Origin of the sequence: Corynebacterium sp. HMSC074C04 (assembly GCF_001838295.1) — a bacterium.
GTDB lineage: Bacteria > Actinomycetota > Actinomycetes > Mycobacteriales > Mycobacteriaceae > Corynebacterium > Corynebacterium amycolatum.
This window is the reverse complement of the sequence record NZ_KV836272.1, coordinates 683,167-699,942: the sequence shown is the minus strand read 5'-3', so window position 1 is coordinate 699,942 and position 16,776 is coordinate 683,167. Positions and strand designations below refer to the sequence as shown.

Here is a 16,776-nt window from a genome sequence, read left to right as displayed (position 1 = left end):
TTTCGCGGGAGTGCGGTGTGGGGCGGGGCGCTAGTGTGCGCATCGTGACGAATTTGCGGAATCGGCTGGCGGACTACCTGGAGCCGATTGATCAAGACAAGCGCATGGCGGTGGACTTTTCCGTGCGCCGGACGGTGGTGACGCCGCGGGTGGCGATGGCCGCGTGCATTGTGATTGCGGTGTTGGCCCTGGGAGCAATTGCGGCGGTGTTATGGCCGTCGTCGCCGCAGGTAGAGATGCCAGTGGTGCAGGACGCGGCTGTCGCGGGGACGACACCGGAGACGACCGAAACCTCAGCGGAGACGCCGGGTGGTCCGGGGAAGGAGACTAACGCTCAGGCACAGGCGGGGCCGTTGATTGTGTCGGTGGTGGGGTTGGTCGTGAATCCAGGCGTGGTGGAGGTGCCAGCGGGCGCGCGGGTGGTGGAGGCAATTGAGCGTGCGGGTGGGCTTTTACCGGAGGCTAATCCTGCCAGTGTGAACCTGGCGGCACCGTTGGTTGATGGCCAACAGATTGTGGTCGGGACAGCGCCGTTGCCAGCAGGGACGGCGGAGGGCGGGGCCGATGTTTCTGGCGGTTCTGGCGCCGGTGCTGCAGGCGGGGCTGGCCCGGGCGGCTCGGACGGACAGATCAACATCAACACCGCTACTGCTACTCAGTTGGAGGAATTGCCCGGAATCGGCCCCGCAACGGCGTCCAAAATCATCGACTTTCGAGAAAAGAACGGGCCTTTTGCGAGTATCGACGCACTTGAGGAGGTTCCGGGAATCGGCCCGGCGAAGGTAGAGGCTCTGCGCGATGTCGCCACCGTCTGACCTGCGCGCTCGTGCTGGGCTCGATGTGCGGCTAGTGCCAGCAGCGGTGTTGGCGTGGGCGACTGCGGTGGCAGTGATCATGCGCCCAGAATGGGCGATAGTTGTGGCACCGTGCGCAATCGTGACTGCGGTGGTGCTGCCGTGGGCGTGGCAGCGGTGGTCGTGGCGATGGGGAAGAGGCGCGGTGACATCCGGCTGGCGAGCGATCGCCACTATCCTGGTGCCAGCTGTGTCGGTGGCGAGCGTTGCGGTAGCCACGCGAATCCGCATAGCGCGAGCCCGAGCCCACGAGCTCCATCACGACATTGGCAGGATGGCGAAAGTGCAGTTGCGCCTGGTCACGGAGCCGAAAGCAACCGAATTCGGGGCGAGTGCAAAGGCGCGCATCGAGGGTCTTCCTGGGCAGGTGACGGTTTTTGGCGACGAGTCACTGTTGTCGGTCACGAGAGACACCGTAGTTGAATCCACAGCCGGTATACGTGCGGCCAGCAAACCCTGCATCAGCGGAATCCAGCTGAATCTACGCGGAGATGTTGAGGTCATTGCGCCACCACAGGGGCTTGCCGCTGACGTGAGGCAGCAGCTCTTTGACTCGGCGCAGAATCTCCCCTTTGGCCCCGCCCGCCTCATACCCGCCATGGCCATCGGCGATGAGCGCGGTTTCACCCTCGCTGACGGCGACATGATGACTGCTTCCGGGCTTTCACATCTGTCGGCCGTCTCTGGAGCCAACGTTGCACTTGTTGTCGGGGCTGTCGTGGCGGTCTTCTCCTGGGCTGGACCGCGAGTGCGAGTCGCAGTCGCCACGGTTGCCCTGTATGGGTTTGTAGCAATAGTGGGCACAGAACCCTCAGTGCTACGCGCAGTGGTCACCGGCTGCATTGGGCTGTTGGCTATTCTCGTAGGACGAGCTGGCCAAGCGATCGCGGCGCTATCGGCTGGCATTATTGGGTTGATTCTCCTGGCACCAGACCTATCGGTATCAGTGGGCTTCGCCCTCTCGGTCGCAGCCACCGCCGGGCTAGTCCTTCTTGCCGAGCCCCTTGCCAGACGTCTGTCCGCCACCACCGTTATGGGGACTTGGCCCGCCCCAGTAGTTCGCGCCGTCGCCGTATCGATTGCCGCACACGTGGTCACCATGCCCGTATTGGCGCTTCTCATCGGCGAAATCAGCCATATCTCACTGTTGGCGAATCTGCTCGCCGCGCCCGCCGTCGCACCCGTTACTATCGCTGGTTCGCTCGCTGCCGTTGCCGCCGCATTGCATCTCAATTGGCTGGTCAGCGCTCTGCTCTGGTGTGCTGCACCATGCGCGTGGTGGATCTATCAGGTCGCACGCCTTACTGCAGATATCGTCACGCCCGCCACTGGAACGGTCACGTTGGTCGTCTCCTGCACGCTTACACTTACATGCTTGACGACGCTTTGGGCGTGGCCCCGTCTTGCGCTTCGCGCTGGGGCCTGTGCTGCTGTCTTGGCAGCCGGTAGCCATGCCGTTATTTGGGTGTTCGGCCTCGATATTGCGCGTGCCCCACAGGGGTGGAAGCTAGCCGCCTGTGCTGAGAAAAACCAGATTGTTCTCATTCACGCGGGCGCTGTCGAAGGACCCGTCAGCCATGGCGCTTCTGTAGACCGCTCTGCGCGAAATCCGGACAGCAGCTCTGCACCAACCTCGCTCAGCCGGCAGTGCCGAATTGCCCTCAGAATCACCGAGGAAATGACATGGCATGCCCAGGGGCTCGATCCAGCCGTTGATAATCCCACGACAGGAACCGTGGTGGTGGAGTCCCCTTCGTATATCGCTGAGGCCGTGAGCGGCAGAGTTCCCCAAACACGCAGCTCACCGCAGTGGTTTGTCGCCCGCGAGTGTGGTCCGCGCGTGCGAGAAATCGTAATGACCCCCGAGCACATTCCTGTGGTGTGTCCACAGCGAGATGGGCCACAAGCTCTCTATTCGAATGGTGACGTTTGGCGAGGGAGGTGAAATCCGGGCTGTCCCGTAGGCTAGAAATAACAGTCGCAGGAATCAACGCGGAAAAGAGGTCGGGATTGAGCGCCGTCGCACCCGTGAATTTGATTGTGGGCAAAGAGGAGCTGCTGAAAGACCGCGCCCGCCTCGCCATTGTCGCTGCCGTCCGCGCGCAGGCAGCAACGGAGTCCGATCCGGGCGGACGCTCGGTGCCTGTGACCACCATCCGCGCAGGGGACATGACCACTGTCGATGCCGTGGAGCTCTTCAGCCCCTCGTTGTTTGGGGATGACCGCATTGTGGTTGTCACCGACTGCCAGGATGCGGGTAAAGAACCCGCCAAGCTGTTGATGGATTCTGTTAAAGATCCCGCGCCGGGCATCACGTTGATTCTCCTTCACACCGGTGAGGGACGTCAGAAGAAGATGGTGGCTGACCTGCGTAAGCTAGGCGTCCGCTTTTTCGAAGCACAACCGCTCAAGAGAAACGACTTGCCCGGTTTCGTCGGCGAAGAGTTTGCTGCACACGGGGTTAAGGTGCGTCGCGACGTCATTGATACCGTCCTGGATGCGGTCGGTTCGGACCTCCGCGAGTTGGCCACTGCCATTTCCCAGCTCTGTGCAGATACTGCGGGCAAGGTCACCTCGGAAGCAGTTCGCACCTACTACGGCGCGTCGGCGGAGGTCTCGGGCTTTGAGATTGCCGAGCTAGCACTGCGCGGTCGCGGTGGGGAAGCGTTGGCCAAGATGCGTCGTGCCTTGCAGCTGGGCATGGCACCGGCACTGCTGTCGGCTGCAATCACGGGAATGGTCGGTGATGTAGCTCGGCTCCACGGCGCGCGTGGTGTCAATGCGCGTAGAGATGCCCACCGCTATGGCATGCCGCCGTGGAAGTTGGAGAAAACACAGCGGTTAGCTTCAGCCTGGTCAACCCCTGCGGTTGCTCGCGCTGTGGTTGTCGCGGCACAGCTGGATGCGGACACGAAGGGAGCCTCGTCGACACCGGAGCTGTCGCTGGAACAGTCGGTGCTTCGTATCGCGGAGCTGGCGTATTCGTCCCATCGGCGTTAAATAGTTCGGGTCCCCGTGGGAGCTTCAGTTCAGTGACTTGCCTCGATACTTAGCCGCATTTACGTCACGTTGATTCTTCGCTATGCGAGCTCGAAGGAAGATGCAGCCGGGTTAGACAGCGTGTCCTGAACCGGGCAGTGGGATTCGACAAAGTCGAGGAGTGCAACTAGTTCTTCCCTCGTGTTGTCGGCATCAATGTGGAAGCGGGTGTGGATCTCGGAGAAACCAATCTTTGCCTCCGGGGTCTTCCCCATGAATCCGTCTGGGTCGAGCACACCAGAGCATTCAACCTTGACATCGTTGAGCTTGATGCCCTGGGCAGCGGCGAATGAGCGGACGACGATGCACTTGCAGGCGCCGAGGGCTCCGAGCAGCGCCTCGACCGGGTTCATGCCCTTGTTGGTTCCCCCGAGGTCAGTCGGCTCGTCCAGGGTGAAGCTCATGTCGCGAGAGGTCACCGTGGTTTCGAGGTTGGTAGGGGCGTGCGCAACGGTCGTGAAAGTTGTCTTCGGCATGAGTTTCCTTCCTGTAGAAATTGTGCTGTCCGCATGTGCTGGCCGCAGGTTGGTGTGCTGGAACCGAAGCGATGGAAATCAACAACCAACAGTGTGGGAGGCGGGGTCCACGGCCAGCCCAACGGGCTGCAAATGTGAAACTGTGTAAGTTTATAGCACTTTCAAGCCATTTTTCAGGCCATTTTTGTCATAAACGCATTCAGTAACTCGCATCGGCCCGCCGTCGCCAAACATAAACGCAGTCAGTAACTCGCATTGGGATTAAATAAGAAAAACCGCCTCCCGCCACATTCCGAATTGAAAATCGGAAAATAGCAGAAAGCGGTTAACTTTCACGGTGCAAGCGCGGCGTAAAAGCAGTGCTCGCACGACGCAAGCGCAGCGCTGAAACAGCCGCTGCAACAGCACAGCTCACAGCGCCAAAAGGGAATTAGCCCTCCAGCTTGTTGAAAGCCTTAGCCATACCGGACTTCTTGTTAGCCGCAGTGTTGCGGTGGAAGACGCCCTTGGTGACAGCCTTGTCCAGCTTGCGGGATGCAACGCGCAGCTGAGCCTCAGCAGCAGCCTTGTCGCCAGTCTCAACAGCAGCCTTGAACTTGCGGATCTCAGTGCGGACTGCAGAGCGGATTGCCTGGTTACGCAGGCGAGCCTTCTCGTTGGTCTTGTTGCGCTTGATCTGGGACTTGATATTTGCCATCGTGAATACCTCTTGTATCCGTAGTAGTTGGAATTGTTACCGCCCGCCACCAAGAAAAGTCCTGATCACAGTGCATATCGTGCTGTACAATCATCGCCGGTCAAACTAATCAACCAGCGAGATCACACCGCGCACTGCGCTTGTACGACGATGAAAACGCGAACCCAAGGTCCTGCCCGCGCTCGCCGTAAAGGAACACAACGGTAAACAACTTGCAGAATCTTAGCAAACAGCGCTGCCTAATACCAGCCACTGCCTAATTCCAGCCGTAGTCCCCGCGCAGTCGGGCGGCGATGAGCTCGAAGCGCCTGCGGGGCATCATCGCACCTGCGCGGCGAATGCCTGATTCCGGGATGAGCAAGATGCGGTCCATGCGAACCCAGGATGGCTTGGGGTCTTCATTCCAGAACCCGCTGCCGATAAACTGCCACTCCGGTTGCTCGCTGTGCTCGGTGCGAGTGGAAATCAGCATGCCCAGAAGGTACTGGTCATGGCGGCCAACCACGACAACTGCGCGCTCCCGCAAGGCGGCGTCTTCGCCTTCGAGTTGCAATGGAATCCACACCACTTCGCCTGGGTCGGCTTGGCCATCCATGTCGGGGCTGTACACGATCGTGCGGGCCAGTTCCGCGGTTGGACGCGCGATGGTCACCGGGTCTCGCAGGCGAAGTAGGGCCTCCTTGGACTCGTCGGAAAGCGAGGTGTCCTGAGCGAGCCCAAGTTGCGTGTTGAGCTTAAACAGCGCCTCATCGAGTGTGTCGGGGCCGCGGAACCACTCGGTACCGGCGAAAAGACGCGCGCTGATGCGATTACGCAGGCGGCGTGGCCAGCTTTCGCGTTCATTTTGATCGGTGGACGAAGTGGAGCTCATGGAATCTAAGTCTAGAGGTTTAGTGCGGAGGGAATCGATAGGTAAGATTGTGCGTGATTGTATTTAAGCCCGGCTGGTCGGTTTTCGAGGCCGGCGCATGTGGGTCGGTCAACGTCGCGCCCCACTGCCCATAACGTCTTTATTTTTCGGAGTAGACCCAACGTGACCAAGAATTTTGCGGAGCAGACTTTTACGGACCCCTCACGGATTCGAAATTTCTGCATTATTGCGCACATTGACCACGGTAAGTCCACCCTGGCGGACCGAATCCTGCAGCTCTCGGGTGTTGTGGAGGCGCGCGACATGCGCGATCAGTACCTCGACAACATGGATATTGAGCGCGAACGAGGCATCACCATTAAGGCTCAGAACGTGCGCCTGCCGTGGGTTCCGAGCACAGGTAAGCACGCGGGCGAAGAGATTGTCCTGCACCTGATTGATACGCCTGGTCACGTTGACTTCACCTACGAGGTCTCGCGTGCGCTAGAGGCGTGTGAAGGCGCGATTCTGCTTGTCGACGCTGCTCAGGGCATTGAAGCGCAGACGCTGGCCAACCTGTACCTGGCCATGGAAAATGACCTGGAGATCATCCCAGTTCTGAACAAGATTGACCTGCCGGCCGCGGATCCGGATAAGTACGCGGAGGAAATCGCGCACATCATCGGCTGTGAGCCGGAGGATGTCATGCGTGTTTCGGGTAAGACTGGTGAGGGCGTTGAGGAGATGCTCGACCGAGTCTGTGAGCTCGTCCCGGCACCGGTCGGCGACCCGGAGGCACCTGCCCGTGCGCTGATTTTTGACTCGGTCTACGACACCTACCGCGGTGTGGTCACCTACATCCGTGTTGTTGATGGTCAGCTCAAGCCGCGTGAAGTCATTCAGATGATGTCCACTGGCACTAAGCACGAGCTGCTGGAAATTGGCATTGTTTCGCCGCAACCGAAGAAGTGTAAGGGGCTTGGCGTCGGCGAGGTCGGTTATCTCATCACCGGTGTGAAGGATGTCCGTCAGTCCAAGGTCGGTGACACCGTCACGCTGAACGCCACACCGGCGGAGGAGCCGCTGGAAGGCTACGAAGAGCCAAAGCCGATGGTCTACTCCGGCCTGTTCCCGATCTCTCAGGCTGACTATCCCGACCTGCGTGATGCGTTGGAAAAGCTTCAGCTTAACGACGCTTCGTTGACATTCGAACCGGAGACCTCGGTGGCCCTTGGTTTTGGTTTCCGCGGTGGCTTCCTGGGCTTGCTGCACATGGAGATTACCCGCGCCCGCCTAGAGCGCGAGTTTGACCTGGATCTGATTTCGACGGCCCCGAACGTTGTCTACCGAGTTGTCACCGAGGACGGCTCTGAGGTCACCGTTCACAACCCGAGTGACTGGCCGGAGGGCAAGCTCCGCGAAATTTACGAGCCGATGGTCAAGTGCACCATCGTTGTGCCGAGTGAATTCGTTGGCCCCACCATGGAGCTGTGCCAGCAGAAGCGCGGCGAAATGGGCGGTATGGACTACCTGTCCGAGGATCGCGTGGAGCTGCGTTACAAGATGCCACTGGGTGAGATCATCTTCGACTTCTTCGACATGCTGAAGTCCCGCACTAGGGGTTATGCTTCGCTGAACTACGAAGACGCCGGCGAGCAGATTGCGGACCTGGTCAAGGTGGACATTCTCCTGCAGGGCGAGGCTGTCGATGCGTTCTCCGCGATCGTCCACCGCGACAACGCCCAGTGGTACGGCAACAAGATGACCAAGAAGCTGCGCGAGCTAATCCCCCGCCAGCAGTTCGAGGTCCCGGTTCAGGCGGCAATCGGTTCGAAGATTATCGCCCGCGAGAACATCCGTGCACTGCGCAAGGACGTTCTTGCCAAGTGTTACGGCGGCGACATTTCCCGTAAGCGCAAGTTGCTGGAGAAGCAGAAGGCCGGTAAGAAGCGTATGAAGAACATCGGTTCGGTCTCGGTGCCACAGGAGGCATTCGTGGCTGCGCTGTCCACTGATGAAGGCGGTAAGTAGAGGGGAAACTGCATGCCACGGAAGCGGAAGAAACTGGTCGAGGACTTCGAAGAGCTGCTCGAAGCCGGTGACATGGATGCGCTGAAGGCCGTCTATGACGCTTGCGCACTCAACGCAGTTTTCGGATACAGCAAGGACACTGCACTGGCGCTCCGTGGCACCCCGCCAGAGCTCATGCGCTGGCTGATTGACCAGGGGCTCGATGTCAACACCGAGAACCGCTTCGGTAGGACTGCTCTGGCAGAGCACGCCAACCGGGGTGATACCGACAAAATGAAGCTCCTGCTCGACTGCGGTGCAGACATCGAAGCCGGCACCTATCCGCCGCTTTTCATGGCAGCGAAGAGCCATCAGCCCAAGGCCATTGCGCTTCTGTTGGAAAATGGCGCTGACCTTCACCGCGAGAACCGCCTCGGTCACGACCGGACAGCGTTCAAAGAGGCCGTCGCTACCGCCGATATCGATTCCCTCAGTCGAGTCCTAGCGAGTATCGAGGTGCTCCTGGACGCGGGTTCGGAAATCGACGACGAAGCTCGCGAAGAGTTCACTAAGTTCGGTCGCCGCTACAACCGCCTGTCAGACAAGCAGCGCGACAAGTACCAGCCAGTCATGGATCGACTATATGAGCGCATCGGTGCTGACCGCCCGCAGGAAATCACGCCTCACGACGGCCACAGCGACATTATTGTCCCCGCAGACAAGTCGATCAACGGCCAGTTCCGATACCTCTGGAACTACCTGGTGCCGGGTGGTGGCCCAGCCGCGACTGTGCAGGGCGAAGTTATCCGCATCGTGGGCCGGCTCGGGTACGAAGCGCTGGAGATGGGCTACGTCAACTGGGACGAAGACTATGCCAAGATGATCGACTTCTGGCTGGAGACGGTTGGGGCCGCCGAGGATGCCATGGCCGTCGTAAAGCAGCGCAAAGCTGGTGAGGCGGACATTGATGCGCTGACGGAGGCGACAATCGAGTGGGTTACAGAGCACCCGCAGCCGATTGCGTTGGGCGAGGTCCCGTACCGGCGCTAACTCCCAAGAAGCTAACCCCGGTTTGGTGTTAAAAATCTGTTAATGGTTAGCCACTGCATCAATCGGTAGTGTCAGCCGATATCTTTGATGGGTGGAATCCGTATACCTAACAGCAATACTGTTTTCGATTATCGGCGGACTCGGTGCGTCGTTGCTTCGGCTGCCGCCGCTGATTGGTTTCCTTGGGGCCGGTTTTGCCGTTCATGCAATGGGGCTTGAGGAAATCCCGTTCATTGATTCGCTGGCCGAGCTTGGTGTTACCACCTTGCTGTTCACAATCGGTCTGAAGCTAAATCCGAAGGATATCGTGGCGCCACGAGTGGTCTTTTCGGGGCTTGGCCACGCGTTTTTAAACACGGTAGTTTTTGCCGTGCTGTTCGGTGTCGCCAGTTTCTTGCCGCTGCGTGAGCTCACGGGACTGTCGGTGACCGCGCTAATTTACATCGGCATCGCGACTTCATTTTCGTCGACGGTGTTTGTGATGAGCCACTTGGAGGAGCAGAACCGCGGTGCTTCGGCCATCGGACGTATCGCGATTGGTGTACTCATTCTGCAGGACATCATTGCGGTCGGCGTGCTGGTGGCATCGTCGGGTAAGACCCCGGAGCTGTGGGCGCTGGCGCTGCCACTATTGTTCTTCATTCGCCCGCTGGCGGCGCGGCTTCCCAACCGCATGTTCCGCACTGAGCTGCTGGTTCTCACCGGTATTGGTATTGCAGTGGCTTCTTACTCGGCTTTCGAACTGGCAGGGCTCTCTGGCTCGCTGGGGTCCCTGGTCGCCGGTATTCTGCTGTCTTCGCACCCAATTTCTGACCGTCTGTCGGAAGCACTGATTAGTATTCGTGAGCTACTGCTGGTCGCGTTCTTTATCGAGATTGGTCTCGGTGGTCTGCCAAGCGCGGGCGGCTACGTCATCGCTGCGATTATGGTGCTGTTCCTGGTGTTCAAGGCCACTATCTTCATCTGGATTCTCAAGCGCATGGGACTGTCGCTGCGCACGAGTGCGCTGGCGGGGCTGACGTTGAGTAACTACTCGGAGTTCGGCCTAATTGTGATGGCGGCGGCGACGCAACAGGACATTCTGCCGGAAGAATGGACCTCGATTATGGCAGTCGCCGTGGCGGGTAGCTTCATTGCCAGCTCTTTGATGTTTTTGCACGAAGACAAGATTGTCAGCTTCCTGCAGAAGTTCGTCCCAGAAACCCCAGAGGACCGCCTGGTGCCAGAAGAGGCAAAGGTCATTATTGATAACGCCGATGCTCTCATCATGGGTATGGGGCGAGTCGGCGTTGGTGTCTACGGCAGGTTGGTCAACGAGTACGGCATGAACGTCTTCGGTGTTGATTTCGACGAGGATCGCATCGAAGAGCTGCGCGAGCAGGGCTACCAGGTCATCCCAGGCGATGTGACAGACCCAGAGCTCTGGCACCACATCGAGTTGGAGAAGAAACCAGCGCTGTACGTGTTGGCGCTGTCTGAGCACGCTGAGACCTACGCGATGATTCAGAACATCCGTAAGCAGGACACCGAAGCCGTGGTTGCTACCACCACTAAGGTGCAGAGGTTTAAGGATCAGCTTCTCAACGTTGGTGCCGACATGGCCGTCTACCTCTACGACGGTGCTGGCGAGGAGCTCGCCGACCGTGCAGTGGAGACGCTTAAGCAGCGGTCTTAGTCGCATCCGTTAAATACGGCAAACAACAAGCCAGCCGATTCGTTCGGCGATAAGCTGATTTCATGTCAGTCACCCAAAACCAGATGCCCGCGAGTCCTATTCGATCCAGTCGCAGTGCGATGTTTCGGATGACCGCGGGCCTTGCTGTTGTCATGCTCGGAACTCTCGTCGGCTGCTCATCTTCAGATTCCGAAGATGCCGCCGCATCACAAAGCAACAATGATCAGAGTGAGGTACAGTCGCAATCGACGTCGGCAAGCGAGGGCGATAATCCGAAGATGCCGTCGCCGACGAAGGGGACAAGCGTCGACAGCATCGGATTTGATGAAAGCGCCTACCAGAAAATTGACGTTCAGCGGTTTAGCCAGAACGGAATCAAGGCGTTCTACGTCACGCTAGACGGGAAAAAGAGCGAGTGTTTCTACTCAGACGGCGCGGTGACGTGCATCGGTAAGGCTGATTCGTCGATTCCCGACGTGGAGGTTCCGCCGTTCCCACCACAGTCGCCGGGCGCAATCATGCTGAATACTTCAGGTGCCGCGTACACGCTCGTCGAAGGGGTACCGCCGGCTCAGGAAGAGCTTGACGACGGCCAATGGACGAGCTTCGGCACCGCTGCGTGTGCGAAGACGGATGCGAACAAGCTGGTGTGCCAGTCGGATAACGCGGCCTTTACCATCGAAGGCAAGGACAAGAATATTCGCACCTCCGGCAAGGTTTTCGATTCCGCCGAGGAACTCATGGCCCAGGGGAGTGAGCCGGCGAGGGGCTACAGTCAGGGCACGGATGCACTTGTTCAGGGGCCGATGATGTGCGGTGCCATGGAGGGCCATCGTCTGGCGGAAGTGGTCAAGGGTGAGATGACCTGCGCTGAGGCCATGGATGTGTTGGATCGGTACGACGCAATCAAGGACACTGAGGGCGGTGGCAACACCCTGACCGCTCAAGTAGGGGACTGGACCTGTAGCTCTCCGACGGCGGCGAGGTCTGAGGAGTTGGGAGCGGTAACGGTGTGTGAGGACCCGGAGCATGGCTTGGAAGTCCGTGACCCCGTGATGGGCTAGCAGGGTTACCGCGGCTAACAGCATTTTCAAATAAGCCTAAGCTGGAACTATGACTGATTTATATCTCGTGCGGCACGGTGAAACTGAGTGGTCGCGCACTGGGCAGCACACATCGGTAACTGATCTTCCGCTGACTGACAACGGTCGGGAAGAAGCCAAGGCCCTCAACGGCTGGCTGGATCCGAAGGACTTTGGGCTAGTGCTGGCATCACCCCGTCAGCGCGCCCAGGAGACCGCTCGATTGGCGGGGTTCCACGACTTCGAGGTCGAAGAGGATCTCGCGGAATGGTTCTATGGCGACTACGAGGGGATTACCTCGAAGGAAGTGCAAAAGACCGTTCCCGATTGGCAGATTTGGACTCACGGTGTGCCCAATGGCGAAACCGCGGAGGAAGTCCGTGAGCGAGTTGAGCGAGTGGTGAAAAGGGTGCGTGAATCGGGCGAAGACAAGGCGATTCTGTTCGCCCACGGTCACTCGCTGCGTGCGCTCACCACAGCCTGGTTGGAACTGCCCATTGCACTTGGCCAGTCCTTCCCATTGAATACCGCATCCCTGTCCGTGCTCGGTCGCTACCATGACCGACCTGCGGTTCTGCGCTGGAACCTCTCGCGGGGATTGTAGCGGCGTTGTACAGGTGTCTCGGTGAATTCGCCGATGCCATTCAAGCCGCCAACGCCGTCAAGCTCTGTAAGAGGTGCCTGTGAATCACAATTCCGATGCTTTCGCCCGCGTAGTCGACCGTGCCCGCGGCGTGCTCTATGGCCAGGTCATCGGCGATAACCTCGGCGCGCTAGTGGAGTTTTGTAGTGCCGAGGAGATTGCACAGCGCTACCCACACGGTGTCTGTGAACTTGCCGATGGCGGCACCCACAACATCGCCGCCGGCCAGCCCACTGATGACTCCGAAATGGCGCTGGCGCTGGCACGCTCACTGGTGCGCTGCGAAGGCTACGATGCCGCCGATGTCCGCGAGTCCTATGTGCGCTGGGCAAACTCCGACGCTTTCGACATCGGAGAGGCCACCACGGCAGCGTTGCTCCGGCGCGCGCCGAACCCGAACTCCCAGGCTAACGGCGCGCTCATGCGTATCTCACCGCTGGCTATCGTGTACTGGCGCAACCCCGCACGTGCTGGCGAACTCGCCCGCAAGGACGCCGCCATCACGCACCCGCACCCAGTGTGCATAGAGGCCAATTCACGTTACGCATCCGCGCTTGCCGACGTCATCAGCGGCGGCCTCCACCAGCCGCGCCGCGGCATTGGCGTGAGTGCGCTGATGGAGTGGCTGGCTTCCCAGCGCGCGCAGTGGGAAACCGAGTGGCAGGCCAGCGGTGCCGTGGTGGATAGCGGGGAGCCGGATTTCTCGGTGCATCAGGGATGGCTGCGCTTTGCGCTGTGGGCACTGCATGAAGAACTGCGCCGGGTAGAAGACAAAACCACGACCTTTGAGGACTCTCTGGTCCGAGTCATTGGCCGTGGCGGCGACACCGACACTAACGCGGCCATTGTTGGTGCTTTTCTCGGTGGCGTCTTTGGGGCCTCCGGCATTCCGCAGCGGTGGCGGGATGTCATTGATTCCTGCTCGCCGAAGCGAAACCGGCCCGCGCAGTATCACCCAAACGATGTTGCGGAGTTGGCGGAGAAACTGGTGGGCATGGAGAGCTAATATTCGGCGACGCACTCACTAATGAGTGGACGTATCGTCAGATTTCTTTCCACTTGACGCCGTTTCTTCTCGTCGTCCACGCCGAGTCTCCTTGGTTTACTTTTTATCCAGTTAACTCTCTTTCCCGAAGATTTTCTTCATTTAGATAGTTGGCGTGGGCATTAGGGGACTCGGTGAGTCCAGCCCTCCGTGCCGTATTTGGTGTCAATAAGATGCTGCGCCGCAGCGAAGTCCTCATCGGAAAGCGATGCCTCGGCGGCACCGTAGCGGTTGATAAATGTCTGCTTCATCGTGTCAATGACTTCCGCGCGGCTGGCACCGGTCTGGCGACGGAGCGGATCGACGCGCTTCTTCGCGCTGCGCAGGCCCTTATCGGCAATCTTGGCCTTGCCAATGCGCAGGACTTCCATCATTTTGTCAGCGTCGATGTCATAACTCATGGTGACGTGGTGAAGCACTGTTGAGCCACGGCGCTTCTGTGCGGCACCACCAATCTTGCCGCCATCGGAGGTGATGTCATTGATGGGGACATACCACGCATTGACCCCGAGCTGCGCAAGTGCAGCGATGACCCAGCGGTCGAGGAATTCATAGGATTCGACGTAGCTAAGACCAGCGACCAGCTTCTCTGGTACATAGATTGAGTAGGTGACGCAGTTGCCGCCCTCCATGAACATCGCGCCACCGCCGGAGAGACGACGCACCACTTGCACATCGTGCTTCTCTACACCCTCGGGCTCGAGTTCGTTGACATAAGACTGATATGAACCGATCACAGTGGCACGATCATCCCAATCCCAGAAACGCAGAGTCGGTCCGCGCTGCCCGGAATTGACTTGATCAAGAAGGACCTCGTCGAGCGCAACATTCATCACCGTCGGCAGGACACCCGGCTGCAAAACCTCCCACTCCAAATCAGTGAAGTCGACGGCCTGTGTCAGTGCACGTCGAACGACTTGCGCAATGATGTGGGTATCAAAACCGTGCAGTCGCACCTCGCGGCCAGACTGATCCTCAAAATCCTTCAGCGCCGCATCGAGGCGAGCCTGTAGGCGTTCCGTATTGTCCCCGGCAGGCGCACCGAGGAGAGCGTCATTAATAATGTCGTAGGCTTCATCGGGTTCGAGGAAAAAATCGCCCGAAATGCTTATCGACGAAATCGTGTCACCTGTGGTCTCGCAGTCGGCAACAACCAATTTGCCGCCGGGAACCTTCATTTCTGAGTGAAATTTCTGTGCGGGGGTCATGGGTTTCGATGGTACTCGTGCCGGGCGTTACGATGCCCCCCCGTGTTTACCTCATCGACTTTGGATCACCGTGCCCGCAAAATTGTTGCGTGGGTAGCAGGCCTGAATCTTCTCGGATTCTTCATTGAATTAATTGTTGCCTCAATTATTGGCTCCGCAGCGCTGTTCGCCGACGCTGCAGACTTTCTTGAAGATTTCCTCATGAACCTGCTGGTTCTCACCGCATTGGGTTGGTCGCTGGCGAGCCGTCGTAAAGCAAGCTTCGGCCTTGCCGGGCTAATCCTGATTCCGGCGATTGCGGCGTTCGGCACTGCCATCTGGAAGATGATCAGCGGTGAGCCGCCAGAGCCGCTAACGCTGTCGGTGACTGCGATTATTGCGATGGTCATCAACCTGGTCTGCGCGATTTTGCTGATGAACCTGCGCAAAGCCGACAGTGCGCTCATGCGCGGCGCGTGGTTGGCGGCGCGTAACGACGTCCTGGCGAACCTGCTCATTCTCGCCGCTGGAGTGGTCACCATTTTCTGGTTCAGCGCATGGCCGGACATCGTCGTAGGACTTGTCATCGGCGTCATTAATCTCACGGCCGCAAAGGAGGTCTACGAGCAGGCGCGTGCCGAAGACCCCGAGCTGGAGATGGATGACGATGACGACGACTAGTGCAGACTAGTCGTGTGTGGCGGGGTGCGGTAGGGCAATAGTAGGGGGGGGCAGCTGGGGCCTACTTCCACATATCCTTCTGCCACTGCGGCTTATGAGCGTAGGTGAACTCGTAGTATTCCTTGTTCTTCAGCTCACTGGCTGCAGCCTGATCAATCACAACCGTGGCCCGTGGGTGCAGCTGCAATACGGACGCGGGCATAGAAGCGCTCAGCGGGCCCTCGATGGAGGCGGCAATGGCATGCGCCTTTGCAAAACCTGTGGCCAGCAGCAGGAGGTGCCCCGCACGTGAAATGGTGCCAAGACCCTGGGTGACCACGTGGTACGGCACGTCTTCGGTGGAGTCGAAGAAGCGGGCGTTATCCAGCACGGTCTGCGGGTGCAGCGTCTTAATGCGAGTCAGGGAACCGAAAGAGCTGGCGGGCTCGTTAAAACCGACATGCCCATTTGTGCCGATGCCCAGTAACTGAATGTCAATGCCGCCGGCCTCGATAATCTTGCGTTCGTAGTCCTCGCAGGCAGCGCCAATGTCGTCTGCGAGACCATCGGGAATATGGACCCGCGCCGGGTCGACATCCACGTGATCGGAAAACTCGTTGTGAATCACGTGGTAGTAGCTCTGCTCATGCTCGATGGGCAGGCCCACGTATTCGTCGAGTGCGAAGAAGCTGCAGTCCTTGAAAGTGACTTCACCAGCCCGATGGCGACGAATCAGCTCCCGATACGTCGCAAGCGGGGTTGATCCTGTTGCTACACCGAGGTTTGCACCCTTGTTGGCGTAGTGCGCGAGGTAATCCGAAGCGATGCTCGCGACTTCAGCCTCAGAATCGACGATGATGATTTCCATGGTGGAACACTCCAGAAAACGAGGGCTAGTGGCAGAAATTGCAAAAGGTGCGAGACAGAGTACCAGTGACTCCACAACGCTAAGCGCTATAGCCCTATTCAGATGAGGTTAATCTGCCATTGGTTAATTCCTGTAATTACACTCTGTTTTTCTTGTTTATCAACTTCTTCCGGGCAACGAAAAACACTCAGGGCAACGCCACAGTTGGCGTTACTCTGAGTGTGTTGGGGGCGTATTGTTTCTGGCCCTGGGCTACTTCACCCAGAAATTGCCGTCTTCGTCCTTGTAGATGATGTCACCAGCTTGAGCGACTTGGGTATCGTTGACCTGAAGCTCAACCAAATCCAGTGTTTCGACAATTGGTTCAACGTACACGCCACCGTCAAACCAAACCTGGAAAGCATCGGCCGAAGTCGAAGATCCTGAGAAACGGTGCTGTTCGTATTTGTGCACCGGAGCAAATGGGCAGTTAATCGCCTGTGCAATTGTCGGGGAAGCCACGACGGAGCCAAGTACGGCAGCGGCGCCGATGATAACAGCGGCGAGAGAGCGAGAGAACTTCATAGTTAATTCCTTCCCGAGTCGGGGTTATGACGCAGTTATGGGGATGCCGAAGTGCGCACTGTCGGCTGCTGTTGCT

At 58.7% G+C, this 16,776-nt stretch carries 16 protein-coding genes; 10 read left to right on the top strand and 6 right to left on the bottom strand.

Translation table 11 applies throughout. The features are described 5' to 3' along the window. The first annotated feature begins 44 nt into the window (after positions 1-44). From HMPREF3011_RS07445 to holA, 3 genes are all read left to right on the top strand, one after another. Positions 45-815 (top strand): ComEA family DNA-binding protein, encoded by a 771-nt coding sequence (locus HMPREF3011_RS07445; RefSeq protein ID WP_235191233.1) that lies wholly within the window; start codon positions 45-47, stop codon positions 813-815. Further along, positions 799-2,799, top strand: coding sequence for a ComEC/Rec2 family competence protein (locus HMPREF3011_RS07440; protein ID WP_070841349.1), 2,001 nt, complete (start codon positions 799-801; stop codon positions 2,797-2,799). Before HMPREF3011_RS07445 ends, HMPREF3011_RS07440 begins: the two co-directional genes overlap by 17 nt. 65 nt (positions 2,800-2,864) lie before the next feature. Continuing rightward, positions 2,865-3,854 carry a DNA polymerase III subunit delta gene (holA, locus tag HMPREF3011_RS07435; protein ID WP_235191234.1) on the top strand — a complete coding sequence of 330 codons (990 nt, stop codon included), beginning with the start codon at positions 2,865-2,867 and terminating at the stop codon, positions 3,852-3,854. 80 nt (positions 3,855-3,934) lie between these two features. On the opposite strand, the gene HMPREF3011_RS07430 is transcribed toward holA, so the two are convergent. The 3 genes from HMPREF3011_RS07430 to HMPREF3011_RS07420 form a co-directional block, all read right to left on the bottom strand. Then, positions 3,935-4,369: an OsmC family protein gene (locus tag HMPREF3011_RS07430; RefSeq protein WP_038628140.1), complete on the bottom strand. Its 435-nt coding sequence runs from the start codon at positions 4,367-4,369 to the stop codon at positions 3,935-3,937. Positions 4,370-4,799: 430 nt separating this feature from the next. Then, on the bottom strand, positions 4,800-5,066 hold the full coding sequence (gene rpsT, locus HMPREF3011_RS07425; RefSeq protein WP_070560975.1) for a 30S ribosomal protein S20: 267 nt from the start codon (positions 5,064-5,066) through the stop codon (positions 4,800-4,802). A 256-nt stretch (positions 5,067-5,322) separates the two neighbouring features. Further along, positions 5,323-5,937, bottom strand: a complete 615-nt coding sequence (locus tag HMPREF3011_RS07420) for a type II toxin-antitoxin system PemK/MazF family toxin (protein WP_038628145.1) — start codon at positions 5,935-5,937, stop codon at positions 5,323-5,325. Between the two features lie 162 nt (positions 5,938-6,099). On the opposite strand from HMPREF3011_RS07420, the gene lepA reads away from it, so the two are divergent. The 6 genes from lepA (at position 6,100) to HMPREF3011_RS07390 (ending at position 13,382) form a co-directional block, all read left to right on the top strand. Further along, entirely contained in the window at positions 6,100-7,947 is a 1,848-nt protein-coding gene (lepA, locus tag HMPREF3011_RS07415) for a translation elongation factor 4 (protein ID WP_141764751.1), read from the top strand. Between the two features lie 12 nt (positions 7,948-7,959). After that, positions 7,960-8,976, top strand: coding sequence for an ankyrin repeat domain-containing protein (locus HMPREF3011_RS07410; RefSeq protein ID WP_070841348.1), 1,017 nt, complete (start codon positions 7,960-7,962; stop codon positions 8,974-8,976). Positions 8,977-9,067: 91 nt separating this feature from the next. Beyond that, positions 9,068-10,651: a cation:proton antiporter family protein gene (locus HMPREF3011_RS07405; RefSeq protein WP_070841347.1), complete on the top strand. Its 1,584-nt coding sequence runs from the start codon at positions 9,068-9,070 to the stop codon at positions 10,649-10,651. 128 nt (positions 10,652-10,779) lie between these two features. Beyond that, positions 10,780-11,715 (top strand): hypothetical protein, encoded by a 936-nt coding sequence (locus HMPREF3011_RS07400; protein ID WP_224786603.1) that lies wholly within the window; start codon positions 10,780-10,782, stop codon positions 11,713-11,715. Positions 11,716-11,764: 49 nt separating this feature from the next. Continuing rightward, on the top strand, positions 11,765-12,337 hold the full coding sequence (locus tag HMPREF3011_RS07395; RefSeq protein WP_005511515.1) for a histidine phosphatase family protein: 573 nt from the start codon (positions 11,765-11,767) through the stop codon (positions 12,335-12,337). 79 nt (positions 12,338-12,416) lie between these two features. After that, positions 12,417-13,382, top strand: coding sequence for an ADP-ribosylglycohydrolase family protein (locus HMPREF3011_RS07390; protein ID WP_016422328.1), 966 nt, complete (start codon positions 12,417-12,419; stop codon positions 13,380-13,382). Between the two features lie 161 nt (positions 13,383-13,543). Here the strand turns inward: HMPREF3011_RS07390 and HMPREF3011_RS07385 are convergent, their stop codons facing one another. Continuing rightward, positions 13,544-14,629, bottom strand: a complete 1,086-nt coding sequence (locus tag HMPREF3011_RS07385; protein ID WP_038628161.1) for a lipoate--protein ligase family protein — start codon at positions 14,627-14,629, stop codon at positions 13,544-13,546. Positions 14,630-14,671: 42 nt separating this feature from the next. Between HMPREF3011_RS07385 and HMPREF3011_RS07380 the strand changes: the two genes are divergently transcribed. Further along, positions 14,672-15,289 carry a cation efflux transmembrane domain-containing protein gene (locus HMPREF3011_RS07380; protein WP_049180864.1) on the top strand — a complete coding sequence of 206 codons (618 nt, stop codon included), beginning with the start codon at positions 14,672-14,674 and terminating at the stop codon, positions 15,287-15,289. Between the two features lie 61 nt (positions 15,290-15,350). Here the strand turns inward: HMPREF3011_RS07380 and nagB are convergent, their stop codons facing one another. Together nagB and HMPREF3011_RS07370 are read right to left on the bottom strand one after the other, a co-directional pair. Next, positions 15,351-16,136 (bottom strand): glucosamine-6-phosphate deaminase, encoded by a 786-nt coding sequence (gene nagB, locus HMPREF3011_RS07375; RefSeq protein WP_016422331.1) that lies wholly within the window; start codon positions 16,134-16,136, stop codon positions 15,351-15,353. Positions 16,137-16,388: 252 nt separating this feature from the next. Further along, positions 16,389-16,700 carry a hypothetical protein gene (locus HMPREF3011_RS07370; protein ID WP_016422332.1) on the bottom strand — a complete coding sequence of 104 codons (312 nt, stop codon included), beginning with the start codon at positions 16,698-16,700 and terminating at the stop codon, positions 16,389-16,391. Positions 16,701-16,776: the final 76 nt, after the last annotated feature.